General features: G+C 67.1%; 20 protein-coding genes. 8 read left to right on the top strand and 12 right to left on the bottom strand.

Features of this window, described 5'->3' with window-relative positions:
• Positions 1 to 107: 107 nt before the first annotated feature.
• From JL100_RS20880 to JL100_RS20895, 4 genes are all read right to left on the bottom strand, one after another.
• On the bottom strand, positions 108 to 944 hold the full coding sequence (locus JL100_RS20880; protein WP_202682754.1) for an ABC transporter permease subunit: 837 nt from the start codon (positions 942 to 944) through the stop codon (positions 108 to 110).
• A complete protein-coding gene (locus tag JL100_RS20885) occupies positions 944 to 1825 on the bottom strand; it encodes an ABC transporter permease subunit (RefSeq protein WP_228421392.1) in 882 nt (293 codons plus the stop codon). The genes JL100_RS20880 and JL100_RS20885 overlap by 1 nt, the downstream gene beginning before the upstream one ends.
• Before the next feature lie 136 nt (positions 1826 to 1961).
• On the bottom strand, positions 1962 to 3107 hold the full coding sequence (locus JL100_RS20890) for an ABC transporter ATP-binding protein (RefSeq protein WP_202682609.1): 1146 nt from the start codon (positions 3105 to 3107) through the stop codon (positions 1962 to 1964).
• Between the two features lie 96 nt (positions 3108 to 3203).
• Complete coding sequence (locus JL100_RS20895; RefSeq protein ID WP_202682610.1) at positions 3204 to 4304, bottom strand: polyamine ABC transporter substrate-binding protein; 1101 nt, start codon at positions 4302 to 4304, stop codon at positions 3204 to 3206.
• Positions 4305 to 4578: 274 nt separating this feature from the next.
• On the opposite strand from JL100_RS20895, the gene JL100_RS20900 reads away from it, so the two are divergent.
• Entirely contained in the window at positions 4579 to 5847 is a 1269-nt protein-coding gene (locus tag JL100_RS20900) for an ATP-binding protein (RefSeq protein WP_202682611.1), read from the top strand.
• 9 nt (positions 5848 to 5856) lie between these two features.
• Here the strand turns inward: JL100_RS20900 and JL100_RS20905 are convergent, their stop codons facing one another.
• Positions 5857 to 7200, bottom strand: coding sequence for a glutamine synthetase family protein (locus JL100_RS20905; protein WP_202682612.1), 1344 nt, complete (start codon positions 7198 to 7200; stop codon positions 5857 to 5859).
• Between the two features lie 199 nt (positions 7201 to 7399).
• On the opposite strand from JL100_RS20905, the gene JL100_RS20910 reads away from it, so the two are divergent.
• From JL100_RS20910 to JL100_RS20930, 5 genes are all read left to right on the top strand, one after another.
• A complete protein-coding gene (locus JL100_RS20910) occupies positions 7400 to 7711 on the top strand; it encodes a hypothetical protein (protein ID WP_202682613.1) in 312 nt (103 codons plus the stop codon).
• A gap of 135 nt (positions 7712 to 7846) precedes the next feature.
• Entirely contained in the window at positions 7847 to 8944 is a 1098-nt protein-coding gene (locus tag JL100_RS20915; protein ID WP_202682614.1) for a TRAP transporter substrate-binding protein, read from the top strand.
• A 127-nt stretch (positions 8945 to 9071) separates the two neighbouring features.
• The gene (locus JL100_RS20920; protein ID WP_202682615.1) at positions 9072 to 9884 is read left to right on the top strand and encodes a phosphatase PAP2 family protein; all 813 of its coding nucleotides are present in this window, start codon (positions 9072 to 9074) and stop codon (positions 9882 to 9884) included.
• Entirely contained in the window at positions 9884 to 11161 is a 1278-nt protein-coding gene (locus tag JL100_RS20925) for an NAD(P)/FAD-dependent oxidoreductase (RefSeq protein ID WP_202682616.1), read from the top strand. Before JL100_RS20920 ends, JL100_RS20925 begins: the two co-directional genes overlap by 1 nt.
• Before the next feature lie 115 nt (positions 11162 to 11276).
• Positions 11277 to 12008, top strand: coding sequence for a hypothetical protein (locus JL100_RS20930; RefSeq protein WP_202682617.1), 732 nt, complete (start codon positions 11277 to 11279; stop codon positions 12006 to 12008).
• A 29-nt stretch (positions 12009 to 12037) separates the two neighbouring features.
• On the opposite strand, the gene JL100_RS20935 is transcribed toward JL100_RS20930, so the two are convergent.
• Complete coding sequence (locus JL100_RS20935) at positions 12038 to 13369, bottom strand: aspartate aminotransferase family protein (protein WP_202682618.1); 1332 nt, start codon at positions 13367 to 13369, stop codon at positions 12038 to 12040.
• 208 nt (positions 13370 to 13577) lie between these two features.
• Here JL100_RS20935 and JL100_RS20940 point away from each other — a divergent pair, with 208 nt between their 5' ends.
• On the top strand, positions 13578 to 14126 hold the full coding sequence (locus JL100_RS20940; protein WP_202682619.1) for a cupin domain-containing protein: 549 nt from the start codon (positions 13578 to 13580) through the stop codon (positions 14124 to 14126).
• On the opposite strand, the gene JL100_RS20945 is transcribed toward JL100_RS20940, so the two are convergent.
• Complete coding sequence (locus tag JL100_RS20945) at positions 14123 to 15235, bottom strand: DUF2336 domain-containing protein (protein WP_202682620.1); 1113 nt, start codon at positions 15233 to 15235, stop codon at positions 14123 to 14125. The genes JL100_RS20940 and JL100_RS20945 overlap by 4 nt on opposite strands.
• A gap of 180 nt (positions 15236 to 15415) precedes the next feature.
• Entirely contained in the window at positions 15416 to 16165 is a 750-nt protein-coding gene (locus JL100_RS20950) for a DUF6969 family protein (RefSeq protein WP_202682621.1), read from the bottom strand.
• 357 nt (positions 16166 to 16522) lie between these two features.
• Here JL100_RS20950 and JL100_RS20955 point away from each other — a divergent pair, with 357 nt between their 5' ends.
• A complete protein-coding gene (locus tag JL100_RS20955) occupies positions 16523 to 17203 on the top strand; it encodes a DUF2927 domain-containing protein (protein ID WP_202682622.1) in 681 nt (226 codons plus the stop codon).
• Positions 17204 to 17227: 24 nt separating this feature from the next.
• On the opposite strand, the gene JL100_RS20960 is transcribed toward JL100_RS20955, so the two are convergent.
• The 4 genes from JL100_RS20960 to JL100_RS20975 are packed head-to-tail and all read right to left on the bottom strand — an operon-like array spanning position 17228 to position 20726.
• A complete protein-coding gene (locus tag JL100_RS20960) occupies positions 17228 to 18199 on the bottom strand; it encodes a TAXI family TRAP transporter solute-binding subunit (protein WP_202682623.1) in 972 nt (323 codons plus the stop codon).
• Positions 18200 to 18205: 6 nt separating this feature from the next.
• Entirely contained in the window at positions 18206 to 18874 is a 669-nt protein-coding gene (locus JL100_RS20965; RefSeq protein ID WP_202682624.1) for an ABC-type transport auxiliary lipoprotein family protein, read from the bottom strand.
• A gap of 4 nt (positions 18875 to 18878) precedes the next feature.
• Positions 18879 to 19886, bottom strand: coding sequence for an MlaD family protein (locus tag JL100_RS20970; protein ID WP_202682625.1), 1008 nt, complete (start codon positions 19884 to 19886; stop codon positions 18879 to 18881).
• Between the two features lie 3 nt (positions 19887 to 19889).
• On the bottom strand, positions 19890 to 20726 hold the full coding sequence (locus tag JL100_RS20975; RefSeq protein ID WP_228420820.1) for an ABC transporter ATP-binding protein: 837 nt from the start codon (positions 20724 to 20726) through the stop codon (positions 19890 to 19892).
• Positions 20727 to 20728: the final 2 nt, after the last annotated feature.

Genomic DNA, 20728 nt, shown 5'->3' on the forward strand with positions numbered 1-20728 from the left:
AACCCCCTGCCCCCATGCGCCGCAGCCGCCATGCGCGGCACGCATGGGATGAATGCAGCGCCGCGCATGAAGGTTAATTCTGGACAGCGGAAGAAGATCGGAAAAACTCAGGCGCTTGACGAGGCCGCCATCTGTTCGTCCTGCTTCCGGATTCTTTCCTGGCGGGCCATGAAAACTCCGGCGACGATGATTCCGGTCGTCACCAGGGCCACGATGATCGTCGCCAGGGCGTTGATCTCCGGCGTCACGCCGAGCCGCACGCTGGAGAAGATCACCATGGGCAGCGTGGTCGAGGCCGGGCCGGACACGAAGCTGGCGATCACGAGGTCGTCCAGCGACAGGGTGAAGGCCAGCAGCCAGCCCGACACGATGGCCGGCGAGATGATCGGCAGGGTGATCACGAAGAAGATCTTGGCCGGCCGGGCGCCCAGGTCCATCGCGGCCTCCTCGATCGATTCATCCAGGCTGACCAGCCTGGACTGCACAATCACCGCGACGAAGGCCATGGTGAAGGTGATGTGGGCAATAGTGATGGTGGTCATGCCGCGCCCCGCCGGCCAGCCGATGAACTGCTCCAGGGAGACGAACAGCAGCAGCAGCGACAGGCCGGTGATCACCTCCGGCATGACCAGGGGCGCGGTGATCATGCCGCCGAACAGGGTACGGCCGCGGAACCGGCCGAACCGCGCCATCGCCATGCCGGCCAGCGTGCCGAGCACGACCGAGAAGGTGGCGCTGACCGCCGCGATGCGCAGCGACAGCCAGGCGGCGGACAGCATCTGCTGATTGTTCAGCAGTTCCGCATACCACTTGGTGGACCAGCCGCCCCAGACCGTGACAAGGCGGCTCTCGTTGAAGGAATAGATGATCAGCAGGATGATCGGCACGTACAGGAACGCGTAGCCGAACGCCATCATGGTGAGCACGAAGCTGGAACGCCGCATCATTGCTTTGCCGCCTCCTGCTGCTTGCCCTGGTAATACTGGAACAGCATGATCGGGACCACGAGGAACAGGAGCAGCGCTATCGCCACCGCCGAGGCGACCGGCCAGTCGCGGTTGGCGAAGAACTCGTTCCACAGAACGGCGCCGATCATCAGCGTGTTCGGTCCGCCCAGCAGCGACGGGATCACGAACTCGCCGACCGCCGGGATGAAGACCAGCAGCGAGCCGGCGACGATGCCGGGCACCGAGAGCGGAAGGGTGACGCTGAGGAACGCCTTGAAGGGTCTGGCGCCCAGGTCGGCCGCCGCCTCCAGCAGGGTGTCGTCCAGCTTCTCCAGGGTCGCGTAGAGCGGCAGGATCATGAACGGCAGGTAGGAATAGACGATGCCGATATAGATCGACGTGTCGGTGTAGAGGATCGCGAGCGGCGCGTCGATCACGCCCAGCCAGAGCAGGAAATTGTTGAGCAGGCCCTCCTGCTTCAGGATGCCGATCCAGGCATAGACCCGGATCAGGAACGAGGTCCAGAACGGCAGGATGATCAGCATCAGCAACGGCCCGCGCCAGGCCTGCGGCGCCTTGGCGATGCCGTAGGCCATGGGATAGCCCAGCAGCAGGCACAGCACGGTCGAGACGAAGGCGATCTTCAGCGAATTCAGATAGGCCACCGCGTACAGGCTGTCGGTCAGCAGGAACAGGTAGCTGCCGAAGTTCAGCCGGATGGCCAGGGATGTCTCCTCCGCCCATTCGACGAGGGCGGTATAGGGCGGGATCGCGATCGCGGCTTCGGAGAAGCTGATCTTCAGCACGATCGCGAAGGGGATCAGGAAGAACAGCAGCAGCCAGACATACGGGACCATGATGACCAGCCCACGCCCCATCAGGCCCAGCCGGCGCAGCAGGTCCAGCACCAGGCGGACGGGAAGGAACTGGCCGAGGTCGAAGCCCGGCGACGGCGCGTCCTTGCTCATGCGGTCCCCCAGCGGAACGAAACCCTGCCTGCTCATCGAAGCCCCCTCATTGGGTCAGCACGACACCCGCGAAGGGCTGCCAGGTGACGTACACGCGGTCCTCCCAGGTGATCGGCATCTCGGTCAGCCGGCTGAAGTTCGGCTGGGTGACCCGGACCATCTTACCGGACTCCAGTTCGATCAGATAGATCGACAGGTTGCCCAGGTAGGCTATCTCCCGCACCGTCCCGCGGGCCACGTTGCGGGCGCTGCCCGCCGCCGGCGGCTCCTTGGACAGCGCCATCTTTTCCGGCCGGACGGCGACCGAGACCGGCGTGCCCAGCGGAACCGGAACACCGTGGTTGATATAAAGGTCGCAGCCGGCCTCCTCCGACTGGATCAGCACATGGTCGGGCTCGTCCTCCAGGATGCGGCCGGCGAACATGTTGACCGAGCCGACGAACTCGGCCACGTATTTCGAATTGGGATACTCGTAGACTTCGGCAGGGGTGCCGATCTGGGCGATCCAGCCGCTGTTCATCACCGCGATCCGTGACGACATGGTCATGGCTTCCTCCTGGTCGTGGGTCACGATCACGAAGGTGATGCCGACCTGCTCCTGGATGTTGACCAGCTCGAACTGGGTCTGTTCGCGCAGGCGCCGGTCAAGCGCCCCCAGGGGCTCGTCAAGCAGCAGCAGCTTGGGCCGCTTGACAAGGCTTCGGGCCAGCGCCACGCGCTGCCGCTGCCCGCCGGAAAGCTGGTGCGGCCTGCGCTTGGCGAACCGGCCGAGCTGGACGAGGTCCAGCACCTCGGCGACGCGCTGGCGGATCTGGTCGCGCGGCACGCGGTCCTGCTTCAGGCCGAAAGCGATGTTCTGCTCGACCGTCATGTGGGGGAACAGGGCATAGCTCTGGAACATCATGTTGACCGGGCGGTCGTACGGCGGGATGTTCGACATGTCGACGCCGTCGATGAAGATCTTGCCCGAGGTCGGCATCTCGAAGCCGGCCAGCATGCGCAGGAGCGTTGTCTTGCCGCTGCCCGACCCGCCCAGCAGCGAGAACAGCTCCCCCCGGTAGATCGACAGGGACACGTCGTCCACGGCCGTGAAGTCGCCGAATTTCTTCGTGACCTTCTCGATCCTCACATAGGGCTGTTCCTTGGGATCCTGCCAGGGTTCCAGCTTTATCTTGCGGTTGGGCTGAGCCATTTCCGGGTTCTCCCTGCGATCACGGCATCCGGCAAACAGAAGCCCCGGCCGTCGCGACCGGCCGGGGCTTGGGTTACTTTGGACGGCGATACCCGCTTACTGGCCGGTCTTGACCCGGGTCCAGGAACGGGTGCGCAGCCGTTCGGCCGCCGGCGACACGGCCGAGACGGTGAACATGTTCTGCTTCGCCTCCTCCGACGGGAAGACCGCCGGGTTGGTCTTGACCGCCTCGTCCACCTGCTCCAGCGACGCCGGGACGGCGTTGGCGTAGTTGGTGTAGTTGGTGATGCCGGCCATGACCTCGGGCTTCAGCACGAAGTTGATGAACTGGTGGGCCGCGTCGGTGTTGGGCGAATCGGCCGTCACCGTCATCATGTCGAACCAGAGCTGCACGCCCTCCTTGGGCACGACGTAGTCGACGGTCACGCCGGCGTTGGCCTCGGCGGCGCGGGCCTGCGCCTGGATCACGTCGCCCGAATAGGCCAGCGCCACGCAGGCGTCGCCGGCCGCGAGATTATTGATGTTCTGCCCCGTGACGAAGTTCTTCACGTAGGGGCGGATCTTCATCAGCGTCTCCTCGGCCTTCTTCAGGTCCTCCGCCTTGTCCGAATTGGGGTCGAGGCCGAGATAGTGAAGCACGGTCGGGAAGGTGTCGGTCGCCGAATCGAGGATGGTGATGCCGCACGGCGCGATCTTCTTCGCGACTTCCGGATCGAAGATCAGGTCGAAGCTGTCGAGCGGCGCGTCGGGCATCAGGGCCTTGATCTTCTCGGCGTTGATGCCGATCCCGATGGTGCCCCACTGGTAGATGACGCCGTATTCGTTGCCGGGGTCGGACCGTTCGACCTGCTTCATCAGCACGGGGTCGAGGTTCTTCAGGTTGGGAATCTTCGACTTGTCGAGCTTCTGGAGCGCCCCGGCCTTGATCAGCCGGCTCATGGTCGGCTCGGCGGTGGGCACCACGAGATCGTAGCCGGACCGGCCGACCAGAAGCTTCTGCTCCAGGATCTCCAGGTTGTCGTAGATGTCGTAATTGTACGAGATACCGGTTTCCGCCTTGAAGTCCTCAAGGGTCGTCTCGCCGATATAATCGTTCCAGTTGTAGATGTTGACCGTCTGTGCCGACGCCAGACCCGGCGCCGCAATGGCGACGGCGGCAACGGCGCCGATCAGGCTGCTTACGATCCTCTGCTTCATCCCGCTGAACCCCGACCTTCTAGGAAATTTCATCACTCCGGCCAAGCGGACGCGTCCCCATTTACGCCGACCGGTTTGGGCATCGCCGCGTCGGCGGTTATTGCACTCATGGGCAGGGGGGTTGTCAACGCCGCAACGCGACATTCGCATCGAAGTTTTGGCGGGTCGGTCGGAGACGACAAGGATGGGGCGGAGCGGCGAAGAGTCCGCTATGATGCCGGCGGCAGGATCATGCACCTCGAATGCGGCGGCACGGACTGAACAGCGGGATCGTATGACCGGACCGGTTGACCTTGAAAGCCTCTCCAGGCGCGAAAGCGAGCAGGTCGAGTGGAAGGAAAACGTGGCCGACATCGATGATGTCGTACGGACCCTGTCCGCCTTCGCCAACGACCTCAGCAACCTGGGCGGTGGCTACGTAGTCTGCGGTGCCAAGGAGGACAGGGATGCCCATGGTTTTCCCCGGCTGGTGCGGACCGGCCTCACCTCGGCGCGCCTCCAGGAACTCAAGGGCAAGGTCCTGGCCCGGTGCAGGGACCGCGTGTTTCCGGCGCTGATGCCGCTGGTCGGCGAAGCGCCGGCCGACAGCGACGACCGCCGCATCCTTGTCTTCACCCAGCCTGCGACACGGCAGGCGCACACCTTCCGGCAGGACAGCGGAGCGTCGGCCCATTTCATCCGTGACAGCCGGTCCACCATAGAAGCGAGAAACGGCCTTTTGCGTGAACTCCTCGTCCGCAAGCACGCCTTGGAGCCGTGGGACCGCCGGCCCTGCGACGGGGCCACGTTGGACGACCTCGATCTCCTGGTGCTGCGCGACACGCTCCATCGGATGAGGGTATTCTCGGCCGACCTCGGACTCGATCCCTACCTGACGGGGGGCGAGACGCTCAGCCCGTTCGTCCCCACGCTCTGCGTGCGGGAGCCATTGACCGGAACGGTCAGGCCCCGGAACTTCGCGGTACTGCTGTTCGGACGGGAACCGCATCGTTTCGTGCCCGGCGCCGTAGGCCTCTTTTCGGTCTATCCCGGCACGGACCGGTCCGACGCCCACGCCCATAGGCACGAGATCGCCGGCGACCTCCTGTCCCAGGTCCGCCGGTTCCAGGAGCTGTCGAGCAACCAGACCTATACGATCTTCGACAAGACCGACCCTGTCTCCCCGAACGTGATGAAGTACCCGCTTCGCGCGCTTTATGAAGCGGTGGGTAATGCGGTGGCCCACCGGGACTACGAGGTGCCGGACCCGACCCGGATCACGGCTTTCGCCGATCGCATGGAGTTCGTGTCGCCCGGACCGCTGCCGCTCGGCACCGATCCGGAGGCGTTCCGCCAGGGTCGCGCCGGCCCTCGTTGGCGGAACCAGACACTTGCCTGGTTCTTTAACCGCTTGCAGATCGCCCAGGCGGAAGGGCAAGGCATCCCGACGATCCTGCGGACGATGCGGGAAGAAGGCTGTCCGCCCCCGATTCTGGAAGCGGACGCGAACCGTGTCGTCTGCATCCTGCCGGCGCATCCCCGGGCGGCAGCGGCGATTCGCTAGGGACAGCCCTCACACGTTCAGCAGCAGGTTCTCCCGCTCCCACGAGCTGATCACCCGCTGATAGGCGTCGTACTCCGCCTGCTTGACATGGGTGACGGCGGCGACGAAGCGCTCGCCGAAGATCTCTCGGAGCGGCTTGCAGGCGTTGAACTTGGTGATCGCGTCGGACTGGTGGCGCGGCAACGTGTAGGCCAGGCGGTGGGCGCTGCCCTTGACCGGGTCGGTCGGCTCCAGCGAGTGGATCATGCCGATGTAGCCGCAGGCGAGAGACGCGGCGAGCGCCAGGTAAGGGTTGGCGTCGGCTCCGGCGACGCGGTTCTCGACCCGCCGCGACTCCGGCTGGGAGACCGGGACGCGGAAGCCGGTGGTGCGGTTGTCGCGGCCCCAATGGACGTTGATCGGGGCATCCGACCCGGCGATCAGGCGGCGGTACGAGTTGACGTTGGGGGCGAGCAGCGGCATCGCAGACGGCAGGTACTTCTGGAGGCCCGCGATGTGGCTGAGGAACAGCGGGGTGTCCTCCCCGTCGGCGTTGGAGAAGAGATTCTCCCCCGTGTTCTTGTCGACCACGCTCTGGTGGACATGCATGGCGCTGCCAGGCTCGCCCTGCATCGGCTTCGCCATGAACGTGGCATAGACGTTGTGCCGGATCGCCGTTTCCCGGACCGTCCGCTTGAACAGGAAGACCTGGTCGGCCAGTTCCAGCGCGTCGCCGTGGTTGAAGTTGATCTCGATCTGCGCGGCGCCGGCCTCGTGGGTCAGGGTGTCGATATCGATCCGCTGCGCCTCGCAGTAGTCGTAGACGTCCTCGAAGATCGGGTCGAACTCGTTTACCGCGTCGATGCCGTAGGCCTGCCGGCCGCTCTCGGTCCGGCCGGAGCGGCCGACCGGCGGCACCAGCGGGTAGTCCGGGTCCTTGTTGATCTGGACCAGGAAGAATTCCAGCTCGGGAGCCACGATCGGCTGCCAGCCGCGCTCGTCGTACAGTTCCAGGACACGCTTCAGCACCCAGCGCGGCGAGATGTCCACCGGGCTGCCGTCGGCATAGTCGCAGTCGCTGATCACCTGCGCGGTCGCCTCGGCGTACCAGGGCACCATGCGAATCGTGTTCTCGTCGGGGCGCATGTAGATGTCGGAATTGGCCGGGCTGGTGACATCCTCGTCATCCGGGTACTCGCCGGTCACCGTCTGGATGAAGATCGCCTCCGGCATGCGCAAGCCGCGCTCGCGCAGGATGCGGAGGAACTTCTCGGCCGGCAGGATCTTGCCGCGCGCGATCCCGGACATGTCCGGTACGAGACACTCGACCTCGGTAATCTGGCGGCCCTGGATGAAATCGCTGAGGAGGTTCATACATCTGACGGCCCGGGCGCATCCCCGGCCGGCTCCGCGTTGTTGCGCTTGACACGGGACATTATGGGTCGATGGCGCGGCACGCGCCAGGGGGGCCGTTGCGGGTTGGGCAAAATTCGCTTGGCCAAACCCGATTTGGTGCTTGCACCGGGAGCGCCGTGGCCTTAGCGCATCGGGAGTACGAAGCGAAGGATCCTCCATGCGCATTGCTTTCCTGGCCTTGCCGCTGCTGCTGTCCGGCTGCGGTGTCATCGAAATGGTCGCCGGCGGCGTCGCCGACGGCACCAAGTTCGTCATCAACCGGGTCGAGAACGATCCGCAGGTACAGGAGACCCGACGCCAGCAAGGCTATGCCCCGGCGCGGGGCCGGGACCTGACGGTGCCGGAAGCGGCACCGGCCCAACCCTATCCCGACCAGACCCGGCCGTCGTACCAGTCCGGCGGGGCGACGGCGGCACCGGCTCCGTTGGCCGCTCCGGTCACCCCGGTGACGCGCGGCGAACCGCTCTGACCTGACGAGGCCCTTTGGCCGGGATATCGCCCGGGTTTCGCAGCCCGCGGGGGTATCTCCGTTGTGCGGAAGGATCGAAGGAGGCACTATGCCGCCCCCAAGGGTGCCGAACAGGCTTCCACCAAGAGAGGCGACATGAAAAGACGTCAATTCCTCACCACGGGCGCGGCCGGCGGCGCCGCAGCACTGGGTGCGGCCGCAAGCTTTCCGGCTCCCGCCATTTCCCAGGGCCGCCAGCAGTGGACGATGGTCACGTCCTGGCCCAAGAACGCGCCCGGCGTCGGCGTCAACGCCCAGCGGGCCGCCGACATGATCGGGTCCCTGAGCGGCGGCCGGCTCACGGTCAAGCTCTATGCCGCCGGCGAGCTGGTCCCGCCGTTCGAGGCGTTCGATGCCGTCGCCAGCGGCACCGCCGACATGCTGCACGCGACGCCCTACTACTGGCAGGGCAAGAACCCGGTGTTCCACTGGTTCACCGGCGTTCCCTTCGGCCTGACGGCCGCCGAGTTCAGCGGCTGGATCTACTACGGCGGCGGCCAGCAGCTTTGGGACGAAGCCTACGCGCCGTTCGGCGTCAAGCCGTTCTACGCAGGCAACAGCGGCGTGCAGGCGGGCGGCTGGTTCGTGCGCGAGGTCACGGGCTTGGCCGACCTGCGCGGCCGGAAGTTCCGGATCGCCGGCCTGGGCGGCGCCGTCATGCAGAAGATGGGCGTCAACGTCGTGCTGACGCCGCCCGGCGAGATCTTCGCGGCCCTGCAGTCGGGCGCGGTCGATGCGGCGGAGTGGGTCGGCCCCTGGAACGACCTGGCGTTCGGCCTGTACCAGATCGCCAAGTTCTACTACCTGCCCGCCTTCCACGAGGCCGGGCCGGCGCTGGAGATCAGCGTCAACAAGCAGAAGTACGACGCCCTGCCCAAGGACCTCCAGCAGATCGTCGCGGCCGCCGCCCAGGCGACGGCGACCACCACGCTGGCCGACTTCACCTATCACAACGCCCAGTCGCTGGAGCCTTTGGTCCGCGACCACGGCGTTCAGCTCCGCGAATGGCCGGAGGAGGTGGCGGTCGAGATGGGCCGGGCGACCCGCGAGGTCATGGCCGAGATCTCCGGCACCAACGACATGACCCGGAAGGTCCACGCCTCCTTCTCCGCCGCCCTGGAGAAGTCCCGCGCCTGGAGCCGGTGGAGCGACCTCGCCTACCTGAATTTGCGCGAGAAGGCGCTCGGCGGCTGAGCCGTCCCGGGCCGGGGGCCGCGCTGTTAGGGCGCGGCCCCCGACTCGGCGCCCGGGGTAGACACGCGGCGGCCTGCCGCCCATAAAGTCTCCCCGCCGGCCCCATGGCTCACTGCGGAACGCGACGATGGACCTCGACGAAACGATCCGGATCGACGGCGACCCGACCGTGCTCCGGTCCCGCCGGACACGCTGGATCACCCGGATGGGTCTTGCCACCCTGATCCTGCTGGTGCTGGTGCCGGCCATCGATCTCGGCATCTCCAGGCTGTTCTACGATCAGGCCGGCGGCTTCGTCTGGCGGAACCAGCCGGTACCGGAGGCGATCCACTCCGCGATCCAGGTCGCGGCGCGGATCATCGGCGCCGCGACCCTCCTGGCATTCCTGTATACCGCCGGCCGCTCGCTGTGGAACCTGCTTCGGACCTGCGAGGGCGCATCGGCGACGCTGATCGGGCTGGGACCTCGAAGCTGGGCCTTCCTGTTCCTGGGTCTGGTGCTCGGACCCGGGCTGGTCGCCAACGTCGTGCTGAAGGACATGTGGAGCCGCGCCCGGCCGGTGCAGGTGGAAGAATTCGGCGGCGACCAGTATTTCAGTCCGCCGATGGTGATCAGCAACCAGTGCCACAAGAACTGCTCCTTCGTCGCCGGCGACGCGGCCATGGGTTTCTACCTGCAGATCTTCGCCTATGTGGCGGCGCGGCGCTTCGCCGGACCGCTGCTCGCCGCGGGCATGGCAGCCGGACTCGCGGCGGGGCTCCTCAGGATCGGCATGGGAGCCCATTTCTTCAGTGACGTGATCTATGCCGGAGTATTCATGACCTTGACCATCGCCGGGCTGCATGCCGCCATGTTCTCGCCCAGGCAGACCCTGGACCGGTGGCGCCGCTGGACACCCTGGTGCGACAGCCGGTGGCCCTCCCGAGAAGGGCGGGCCTGATGGCCGGCCGCGGCCATCCCCGTTCCTGGTATGCCGAGACCGCCCTGCCCCAACCCGATCATCCGCCGCTGGCGGGCGACCTGCGGTGCGACGTCTGCGTCGTGGGCGGAGGCTATACCGGGCTTTCCGCAGCCCTGCACCTCGCGGAGCGCGGCTATGACGTCGTGCTCCTGGAAGCGGAGCGGATCGGCTGGGGCGCCTCGGGACGGAACGGCGGCCAGATCGTCACGGCATACAATCCCTCCATGGGGACCATGGCCGGATGGGTCGGCAAGGACGACGCGCGCCTGCTGTGGGACCTGGGCGAGGAGTCGAAGCGGATCCTGACGGACCGGGTGGAGCGCCACGGCATCCAGTGCGACCTGCGCTGGGGCTATGTCCTGGCGGCGCTGAAGCAGCGGCAGCTCGCCGGGCTGCGCGAGCTGGGGTCGGAGTGGAGCGACGATTACGGCTACCATGAAGCGCGCCTGCTGGACCGGGACGAGATCCGCTCCATGGTCGCCTCCGATGCCTATGTCGGCGGGCTGTTCGACGGCGGCAGCGGGCAGCTCCATCCGCTGAACTACGCGATCGGGCTGGGCCGTGCGGCCGCCGAGGCAGGCGTCCGGATCTTCGAGGGCTCCCGGGTCGAACGGCTCGACACCGGCGCCGCTCCGGCCGCCCACACCGCCGCAGGCACGGTCCGGGCGGACTACCTGATCCTGGCGGGCAACGCCTATCTGGGCGGGCTGGTGCCGGAGCTGGCGGCGAAGATCATGCCGGTCGCGACATACATGATCGCGACGGAGCCGTTGGGCGAGGAACGGGCGGCATCCCTGATCCCCTGCGGACACGCGGTCGCCGACGTCAATTTCGTGCTGAACTATTACCGGCGCTCGCCCGACCACCGGCTGCTGTTCGGCGGCGGCGTCAGCTATTCGGGGCTCGACCGGCCGGACCTGAAGCGTATCCTGCGCCGCACGATGCTGCGCTACTTCCCTCAGCTGGCCGACGCCGGGATCGACCATTGCTGGGGCGGCCATGTGGCGATCACGCTGAACCGCACGCCCCATTTCGGGCGGATCGGCTCCAACACCTATTTCGCCCAGGGCTACTCGGGCCATGGCGTGGCGCTGACCGGCCTGGCCGGGAAGCTGATCGCGGAAGCGGTCGGCGGGACCGCCGAGCGGTTCGACGTGCTTGCCCGGCTGCCCCATCGGCGTTTCCCCGGCGGCCCCGCCCGGATGCCGCTGCTGGTGCTCGCCATGGCCTGGTTCCGGCTGCGCGACCTATTGTGAAAGGAGTAGGGCCGGCACGCGGACAGTGCTCGGATCGATTGCAAAAAAGTCGTAATCTTAGGGACGAATGGTCTTCCCGTTCCGGAATTCCGTGCCAACAGCCAAGCGTCGATCCGTGCCCCCCAGAATCCTGATCCTGATGCTCGCCCTGCCCTTGTTCTGTGCCGTGGGGCCGGTCCAAGCCGCGGCGCAATCCTGCTCCACCCGGCCCCCTCCTCCGACGGTGACGGTCAGGACCGCCGGGACCGACGTGCTCGCCAGCGAGGATCTCAGTTTCAGCGAACTGACGCGCCTGTTCCGAAAACCCGGCGCCCATCCGGCCGGGCTCTACACCGGCGCTATAGCGGTCGGTCAATCGGCCCGGTACCGCTGGGTCAACGACGGCAGGGAGATCTGCGTGTCCATGGACACGATCGAGGTGACGCTGACCCTGACCGAGCCGAAGATCTATATCGGGCGCGAACTGGCGGACGACGCGTGCGCCCGCGAGTCGGTCTGGCGCCACGAGATCGTCCATTACCGGATCGACCAGGACGTGCTGCAGCGTTTCGCCCCGATCATGCAGCGCGCCGTCGAGTTCGCGGCGAAGCAGACCGGCGGGCAGGTCGCCCGGCGGGAAGCCGACGTCACCCGCATCGGCGAGCGGATGGCGCGGGCGGTGCGCCAGCACGTGGACCGGGTCTCGCGCGACATGCAGAGCGACCGCGACAGCCTCCACGACCGCCTCGATTCGCGCGAAGAATACGCCCGCACCTCGGCCGTGTGTTCCCGCGGCGACCTCGGCAACTCCCGGCCCGTGCTGTGCGCGTCCGAACCGCACCTCTGCACGAACCTGGAGAAGCCCTGAGGAGAAGCGGTAAGCGCCGAGGAGGCGTGCTACTCGATGGTTTCGAGCACCTCGCGGACGGTGGTGAACAGCCGGTCTATCTCGGCTTTCTCGATGATCAGCGGCGGGGACATGGCGATGATGTCGCCGGTGGTCCGGATCATCACGCCGCGCTCGTAGCACTTCAGGAAGGCTTCAAAGGCCCGCTTGGTCGGCTGGCCGGGCAGCGGCTCCAGCTCGATTCCGGCGATCAGGCCCAGGTTGCGCAGGTCGATGACGTGGCGAGCCCCCTTCAGGCTGTGGACCGCCTCCTCCCAATAGGGCGCCAGGTCGGCCGCGCGCTGGAACAGCCCGTCCTCCTGGTAAGTGTCCAGGGTCGCGAGCCCTGCGGCGCAGGCGACGGGATGACCCGAATAGGTATAGCCGTGGAACAGCTCGATGGCGCCTTCCGGACCGGTCATGAAGGCGTCGTAGATGTGCTTGCGCACGAACACGGCCCCCATGGGGATGGTGCCGTTGGTAATGCCCTTCGCGGTGCAGACGATGTCGGGCATGACGCCGAAATACTCGGTGGCGAAACCGGCCCCCAGGCGGCCGAACCCGGTGATCACCTCGTCGAAGATCAGCAGGATGCCGTGCTTGTCGCAGATCTCGCGCAGCCGCTGGAGATAGCCCTGCGGCGGGATCAGCACGCCGGTCGAGCCGGCGACCGGCTCCACGATGACGGCGGCGATGTTCGACGCATCGTGCAGGGTGACGATGCGCTCCAGTTCGTCGGCCAGATGGCCACCCCATTCCGGCTGCCCGCGGCTGAACGCCTGGTGCGCCTTGTCGTGGGTGTGCGGCATGTGGTCGACGCCGTTCAGCAGGCTGCCGAAGAACTTGCGGTTGGAGACGATGCCGCCGACGGAGATCCCGCCGAAGCCCACGCCATGGTAGCCGCGCTCGCGCCCGATCAGCCGCTGACGGGTACCCTCGCCCCGCGCCCGTTGATAGGCCAGCGCGATCTTCAGCGCGGTATCGACCGATTCGGAGCCGGAATTGGTGAAGAAGACGTGGTCAAGGTCGCCCGGCATGATCGTGGTCAGCCGCGACGCCAGCTCGAACGCCAGCGGATGCCCCATCTGGAACGCCGGCGCGTAGTCCAGTTCCGAGATCTGGCGCTGGACCGCCTCGACGATCTTCGGGCGACGGTGCCCCGCGTTGACGCACCAAAGGCCGGCGGCGCCGTCGAGGATCTGGCGGCCGTCCTGGGACGTGTAATACATGCCCTCCGCCGACACGAGCATGCGCGGCGCCTTCTTGAATTGCCGGTTCATGGTGAACGGCATCCAGAAAGCTTCGAGATTGTTCGGCTGGCTGGGCGTCGTACTGCCGTCCATGACGGGTTCTCCTTGAAGAATGGCAGGGAAGAATGGCTGAACTGCGATGGCCTGGACAAAACGGTCCATCTGTACTGATGTTCAGCGTAAGCCACGCTCAAGAAAATCGACAAGCGCTTTCCGGCCCGAAGTCGAGGCAATATGGGCCCTTGCGCGTCGGCAATGCTCTTGTTCAATATATTCAACAGGTTTAACAGGAGCGGCGGCGATGGACTTCGATGTGGGCGCCAGGCTGCGGGCGATCCGCGAAATGCACGGCCTGTCCCAGCGGGAACTGGCGAAGCGCGCCGGGGTCAGCAACGCGTCGGTCTCGCTGATCGAGCAGAACCGGTCGAGCCCGTCGGTCGGATCGCTGAAGAAGGTGCTCGACGGCATCCCGATGAGCCTGGCGGACTTCTTCTCGATGGAACAGGCCCCGCGTGAGCAGGTATTCTTCCGGGCCGAGGAACTGGTGGTGATCAGCGACGGCCCGATCCGCTATGCCCAGGTCGGGCGCGACCTGGCTTCGAGGGCGCTGCAGATCATCCACGAGCGTTACGAACCGGGTGCCGACACCGGGCAAAGCATGCTGCGCCACGCCTCCGAAGAGGGCGGCGTCGTACTGCGCGGCAAGCTGGAGGTCACCATCGGCGACCAGCGTCGGGTGCTCGGGCCCGGGGACGCCTATTACTTCAACAGCAGGCTGCCTCACCGATTCCGGACGGTCGGGGATGAGGTCTGCGAGGTCGTCAGCGCCTGCACGCCGCCAAGTTTCTAGACCGCCGGTTCGACCAGATCGCCCAACTTGTTGAGCAAATAATCGAGATCGTCCGACGCAAGATCCTCGTACTGGGTCAGGATGCGCTCGATCATGCGGCGGCGGTGGCGATCCAGGTCACCCGGTTCGCCGTCGAAAAGCGTCTCGTGCGAGACATCGACCGCGATCCTGAAGGCGGGCAGCAAGCGGGCCGGCAATCCCGCCCGCTCGTAGAGCGATTTCAGGCCGAGCCGCCCGGCATCGTGGATCAGCAGGCGGGCATTGGTCAGCGGAACCTTGCCGAGCAGGGAAAGGCTCGCCTCCAGGAAGGCCACGTCGCCCATGCAAAGCGCGCGAAGCATGAGGGACGGCGTCAGGCGCCCGTTCAGGCGGAGCTGCTCGACCAACCGCTCCACGTCGGCATCGTCCTTGCCGTCGGTGAACAGCGAAACCGTCGCACGTTCCCGGCTCTGCAGGACGAGGTCGCTCGCTATTCCGGCGGGGAGTTCGTGATGGGTGACCAGGTAGTCGCGCAGCGTGTCGGAAACCAGGGCGACCAGCCGTTCGGCGACGGTCACCGGCAACTGGTCGCGGTGGACCAGCGGCTCCTGGACGGCGGGGCTGTCGCCGAAGCGGTCCAGCACCCGGCCCAGGCTCTCCTCCGGGATCCGGGCGCCCGGGTTGGCGACGAGACGGGCGACGGCCTGCTCGGGCGCCGATTCGACCAGGACGTCGGCGACCTCGGCGCTTACCTCCGGCCGGCCGGCGATCGCGGTCTGCTTGGCCACCGTGCCCGTGCGGACCAGCTCGATCAGGTCGTCGTCGGTCAGGACGGACGAGGCGCCGAGGACCGGCAAAGCCACCGCCTCCACGTCGCGCGCCAGCGTCAGGGCCACGTCCCGAGGCAGGCTCTGCGACGACTTGAGGTTCTCCGCGAGCGCCTGGCGCACGCGTTCGGCCGCGTCGCGCGCCATCACCCGGACGATGCCTTCCGCCAGCTTGCGCTCGCCGTCGGTCAGTCTCACGCTTTCGAGGCTGGCCGCCACCTTGGCGGCCATTTCGGCCCTGGTCTGCGGCGAGGGATCCGCCAGCAGCCGTTCGACATCCCGTTGGGTCAGGTGTTCGGTCATGTTTCCAGTCGCGTTCAGGCGCCGCGGGACAGGGCGGCGCGAAGCCGGTTCCACCTTTTCGTAGCAAAACCATGATCCGGAAAAATGCTTAACGGACAGTGAAAGCCATTCAATACAGATCGAAACCTTCGGACGGGTCGCAGGATCTGCGACGGTGGCGGTCCTGAGCCGGGAGTGTTCTCAAACGGACTGCCGCGCCTCGGCGTTCTCGCGGCGGCGCGCCTTCGCGAGGGCCAGTTCGATCCGGGCGATCTGGTCCTCGATGGAGACCCAATGCTCCGACACCACCTCCAGCTCGCGGTCCTCGTAGACGTCGGTCCCGGGCCGTTTCTCCCTCCAGCGGGCGATCTCGGCGTCACGGCTTTCCAGCAACTTCACGATCTGGGGCCTGAACAGGCGAAGCAACGCGGTGATCCAGCGGTTCACGGCCCACGACGGCCGGGCATGGTCGATCACGAAGCATTCCAGCATCCGCACCACGTCGGGGGCCGAGTACCAGGTTTCGCCGGTGACCCACCGGTTGGTGGTGAACAGGCGGATCGGCAGGCCGGCGCGGTCCATGGAAATGCCGACGATGTGGCACAGCGCATCGTTATCGCCGCCCTGCTCCCTCGAGTCGGGAACCGCAGCCGCGGCGATGCCGGACGGCATTCCCAGCGGCCGCAGAAAGGTATGGAAATGCCCGTGCTCTCCGGAGACCCGTTCGTCCTCCGGATGGGCATGGTAATAGTATTGGGCGTGGAATTCGGCATCATAGACGTCACCGGGGGGATAGTGCCGCCATTCGTAGAAGGTGCCGGCGCCGCGCAGGACCTCCCCGACGATGTTGTCGCCGGTCTTGGCCAGGACGCGCTGGCAGTTCATCACTTCGCGCGCAGCTTCCGCCATCGCCTGCAACTCGCCGCGCGACAGCGAACCGAAATCGGTCATCGCCGAAACATCCCGTCTTCGAAGCCCGGCCTCCCGCCGGGTCATTGCAGCCCCGACCGCCGGAAGCCGACTTGCCATTTCCGGCGTCCCGCCCGATCACATCATCAGCTTAGCCCACAAACTTTAAATGGGCATTCGGGTTTTTCGACCTATCCCCGCATGGCGCAGACGAGCGCATCATCGGCCTGGAACAGTGCGGCCGTAGAATCGGTTACCCTCAGCGTTGCCGCCAGGGCCGCCGACGGAGTTGGGAACATGGTTGGGCGCTGCTTCGCGACATGCTGTGCCGTTCTTCTGACGGCCTGGGGCCACGGTGTCGCGGCGCCGGGCGGGGCGTCTGCGGGCGAGGCCCGTGCAATGCCATCGGGCCTGCCGGCCCTGGTCATGGCGGCTCCGCCCGATCCGGCGGGAGCGCGCCCGCAATGGCTGGCCCGGGCCGTCGGGCTGTTCGACCGGGGAGCGCTCGCCACCGAGTCGAACGTCAGGCGTCCCCTGACCAAGTGGACCGGGTCGATCGACATCGCGGTGCGCGGCGACGCGGGCGGCGACTGGCTGCCGCGGGTCGAGGAGATCGCCACCGAACTGGCGGAGCTGACCGGCGCGGGGATCGCCGTCCATGACAACCCGCTCTGGGCCGGCGACATCGACGTCTATCTGACCAACCGCGTCGGTTACTGGCCGTTCTTCGTCGATCCGGCCGACGGCAGGCGCGACCAGCCCTTCACCTGCATCGCCCTGCCCTCCGCAGTCGGCGGCGAGATGCGCAGTTCCAAGATCCACATCAACGCCGGAGCACTGCCGCCCCAGGCGGTCGGCGCCTGCCTGATCGAGGAGATCTTCCAGAGCATGGGCTTCTTCGGCGAGGCGCCGGACGACCCGACCTCGCTGCTCGACGACGGGGTCGGCTACCAGGAACTGGGCTCCATGGACCGGCTGCTCCTGCGAACCCTCTACGACCCGCGGCTGGCGGCCGGGATGGAAAGGACCGAGGCGCTGGCCCTCGCGCGGGAGATCCTGGAGGAGCATCTGTCCCGGTAAGGGAAGAGGGGAAGCCGCTGCCTGCTATCTTACGCCTGCCTCCTCGAAGTAGCGCGCCGCCCCGTCGTGCAGCGGGACCGCCAGCCCCTCCGTCGCGACGGAGGCTTTCTCCAGGGCCTGGAGCGCCGGGTGCAGGCGCCTGAAGGCCTCGAAATCGTCGAACACCGTCTTGACGACTTCATAGACCACGCCGGCATCGGCTTCGGCGGAGCTGGCCAGGACGGCCCTGACGCCGAAGGTCTCGACATCGTCCGGATTGCCGGCGTACATGCCGCCGGGAATGACGACACGCGCATAATAGGGGCCGTCATCGAGCAGCTTCCGGACCGGCCGGCCGTCGATGCCGATCAGCTTGACCGAACAGGTGGACGCGGCCTGCTGGATCAGCCCGTTGGGATGCCCCCCCGCATAGGCCACGGCATCCACCCGGTTGTCGCACAGGGCCAAAGCCTGCTCCGACGCCGGCAGTTCGGAGGCAAGGCTAAAATCGCGCGCCGTCCAGCCCCAGGCCTTCATCACCGTGTCCATCATCGCCCGGTTGCCCGACCCGGGTTCGCCGACATTGACCCGCTTGCCTTTCAGGTCCTCGAAGGCGTCGATGCCGGCCCCGACGCGCGCGACGACCGTGAAGGGCTCGCCGTGAAGCGCGAAGACAGAGCGCAGCTCCTTGTGGGGACCCTGGTCGCGGAACCGCCCGCTGCCCTTGTAGGCGTGGAACAGCCAGTCCGACTGGGTCACGGCCATGTCCAGCTCGCCGGTCCGCAAGGCGCCGAGATTGGAGAACGACCCCTCCGTGGCTTCCACCGCGCATCGGATGCCGTGCTGGGTGCGCGCCCGGTTGACCATCCGGCAGACGGCGCCCCCGGCGGGATAGTAGAGGCCGGTGACGGCCCCGGTGCCGATCGTGAGGTAGCGGGGCTCCTGGGCATGGCCCGGGACGGAGAGGGCCGGCAGGGAAACGGCGGCCACGAAGAGGGCCAGGATGGTTCTGAACATTGCTCCTCAGGAATTCCGGCGCGGGCTTTCGCGGTCGAGCCTCGCCGTCTCGGCCAGCGACCACTCGACGAGGCGCCGCAGCACCTTCCCCAGCGCCTCGTCATAGGCGGCGATGATGTCCTCGAAACCCAAGCCGCGGGCGGGTTCGAACGACTCGAAGGTCTTGCTGGCCTCGATGCTCCGACGCGGCATCGCGACCAGCTTGGCATTGATGCGCACATGGATGCGCGGAGGCGCGTTTTCCACCGCAGGGTCGTATTCGGCCTGGAACTCGCGCAGCTCGCTCTTGAGGATGATGTCGGAGCGCAGGCCGATGGTGTCGCGCCCGACGGAGATCACCTTGCCGGAATTCTCGAAGCTTTCGACCATCAGGGTCTGCACCATGGCAGGCGCCCGGTCGGTCCAGCTGACGTCCGCGTAATAGTCGAGGCTGGTGGGGGCACGGCTCAGCGCGATCCGCCCCGTGTCGATCCCGGCCGCGGCGACCGGCGGCTCGATCAGGATCTGGGAACGGACCACCGGCAACCCTTCGCTGAAGGTGTTCTTGGGCGTCAGGGTATAGAGCTTGGGCGGCGGCGCGAATCCCGGCAGCGAGCAGCCGGCGAGCAGCCCGAGGGCAATGCAGCAGGCAGGCAGGAGCCGCGCGAAGAGCGGAATGGGGCCGGACTGTCTCATGGGCTCACTCCACGCTCACGCCCTGGCGGGTTCCGCCGAACAGGAAATCCCCGGGGTCGCGCTCCAGCCGGGTCGTCACCCGGCCCAGATTGTTGACCAGACCCCGCAGTTCGGCGATCAGCAGGGTGAATTCGTACAGGCCGGTGCCGGTGAAGTCGGCGATCGGCTCGCGGTTCTCCTTGACCAGCGCCTCGGCTTCCAGGGTTGCCCGGTTGAGAGACGCCGCCAGCGTCCGCAGCTCGCCGGCCACCCGCGAGACATCAGCCGTCACCCGACTGGCATCCTTGCCGACTCCCCCCAGCGTGGCGCGCGCCTCGCCAAGCGTCGCGTCGGCGCCGTCCGTCAGGCGCCCGGCATGGTCGCGCAGGTCCAGGACCAGGCCGTTCACCATGCCGAGGGTAGTGCCCAGCTCCGCCACCGTCCCCTCCGCCCCGGCGGCGGCCCTGGCCAGATGGTCGGTCATGGTCCGGACATTGACCAGGATCCGGGAGACCTCGGCCTGGTTCTCCGCCGACAGGAAGCCGGTGAGTTGCCCGGACAGGCCGACCAGCCGGTTCAGCAGCTCGGGGGTCGTCTCGACCAGTGCCGCGAGCGACGACGGGCGGCTCTGGATGATCGGCAGATCGCCGTCTTCCGCCTTCAGGAGCGGGCTCTCCTGGGTGCCGCCGGATATCTCCACGTAGACGGCGCCGGACAGCCCTTCCAAAGCCAGGTAGGCGACCGCATCCTCCTTGATGGGTGTGTTCGCCGCGACCTCGATGGTGACGCGGACCCGGCCGATGTTCTTAGGGTCCAGCCGGATGTCCCGCACGGTGCCCAGCGCGATGCCGCGGTAGCGGACCGGACTGCCCTCCTGCAATCCAGCGACCGAGCCGGTGAACAGGATCTGGTAGAGCGACGAGCCCGCCTCCTCGAAGCCGGACTTGGCCAGCCAGACGGTCAAGGCGAACAGGCAGCCCATCAGGAACAGCGTGAACACCCCGACCAGAAGATAGCTCGCCCGCGTCTCCATGCTTCAGGCCTCTTTCGAGGGCGTTCCCGCCCCGGCATCCAGCGCCGCACGGCCCCGGGGACCGTTGAAGTAGTCGCGGATCCAGGGGTGATCCAGGAGCCGCAGCGCATCCAGCGTATCGACGACGATCCGCCGGTCGATCAGGACGGCGATACGGTCGCAGATGGCCCGCAGGCTGTCCAGGTCGTGGGTCACCATGAAGACGGTCAGACCGAGGCTGCGCTGGAGGTTGCCGATCAGTTCGTCGAACGCGGCGGCGCCGATCGGGTCGAGGCCGGCGGTCGGCTCGTCCAGGAACAGGATCTCGGGGTCGAGCGCCAGCGCCCGCGCCAGGCCGGCGCGCTTCCGCATGCCGCCCGACAGTTCCGACGGGTACTTGGCCCCGGCCGACGGCGGCAGGCCGGTCATGGCGATCTTGATGCGGGCGACCTCCGCGATGGTGAGCGGGTCGAGGCCGGTATGCTCCTTCAGCGGCACCATGATGTTCTGGGCGACGGTCATGGAGCTGAACAGCGCGCCGTCCTGGAAAAGCACGCCCCAGCGCGCCTGGAGCCGGATTCGGCCGGCGTCGTCCAGTTCCGCGGTGTCGTCGCCCAGCACCTCGATCCGGCCGGCGGCCGGGCGGTTCAGCCCGATGATCGTCTTCAGCAGCACCGACTTGCCGGTCCCGGACCCGCCGACCACGCCCAGCACCTCCCCCCGGCGCACGTCGAGGTCCAGGCCGTCATGGACGGTCTGGTTGCCGAACCGGGTGACGAGGCCGCGCACCCTGATCACCGGCTCGGACGCCGGGATCACCGGCTCGGACGCCGGGATCACCGGCTCGGACGCCGGGATCACCG

This window comes from Skermanella mucosa, from assembly GCF_016765655.2.
GTDB lineage: Bacteria > Pseudomonadota > Alphaproteobacteria > Azospirillales > Azospirillaceae > Skermanella > Skermanella mucosa.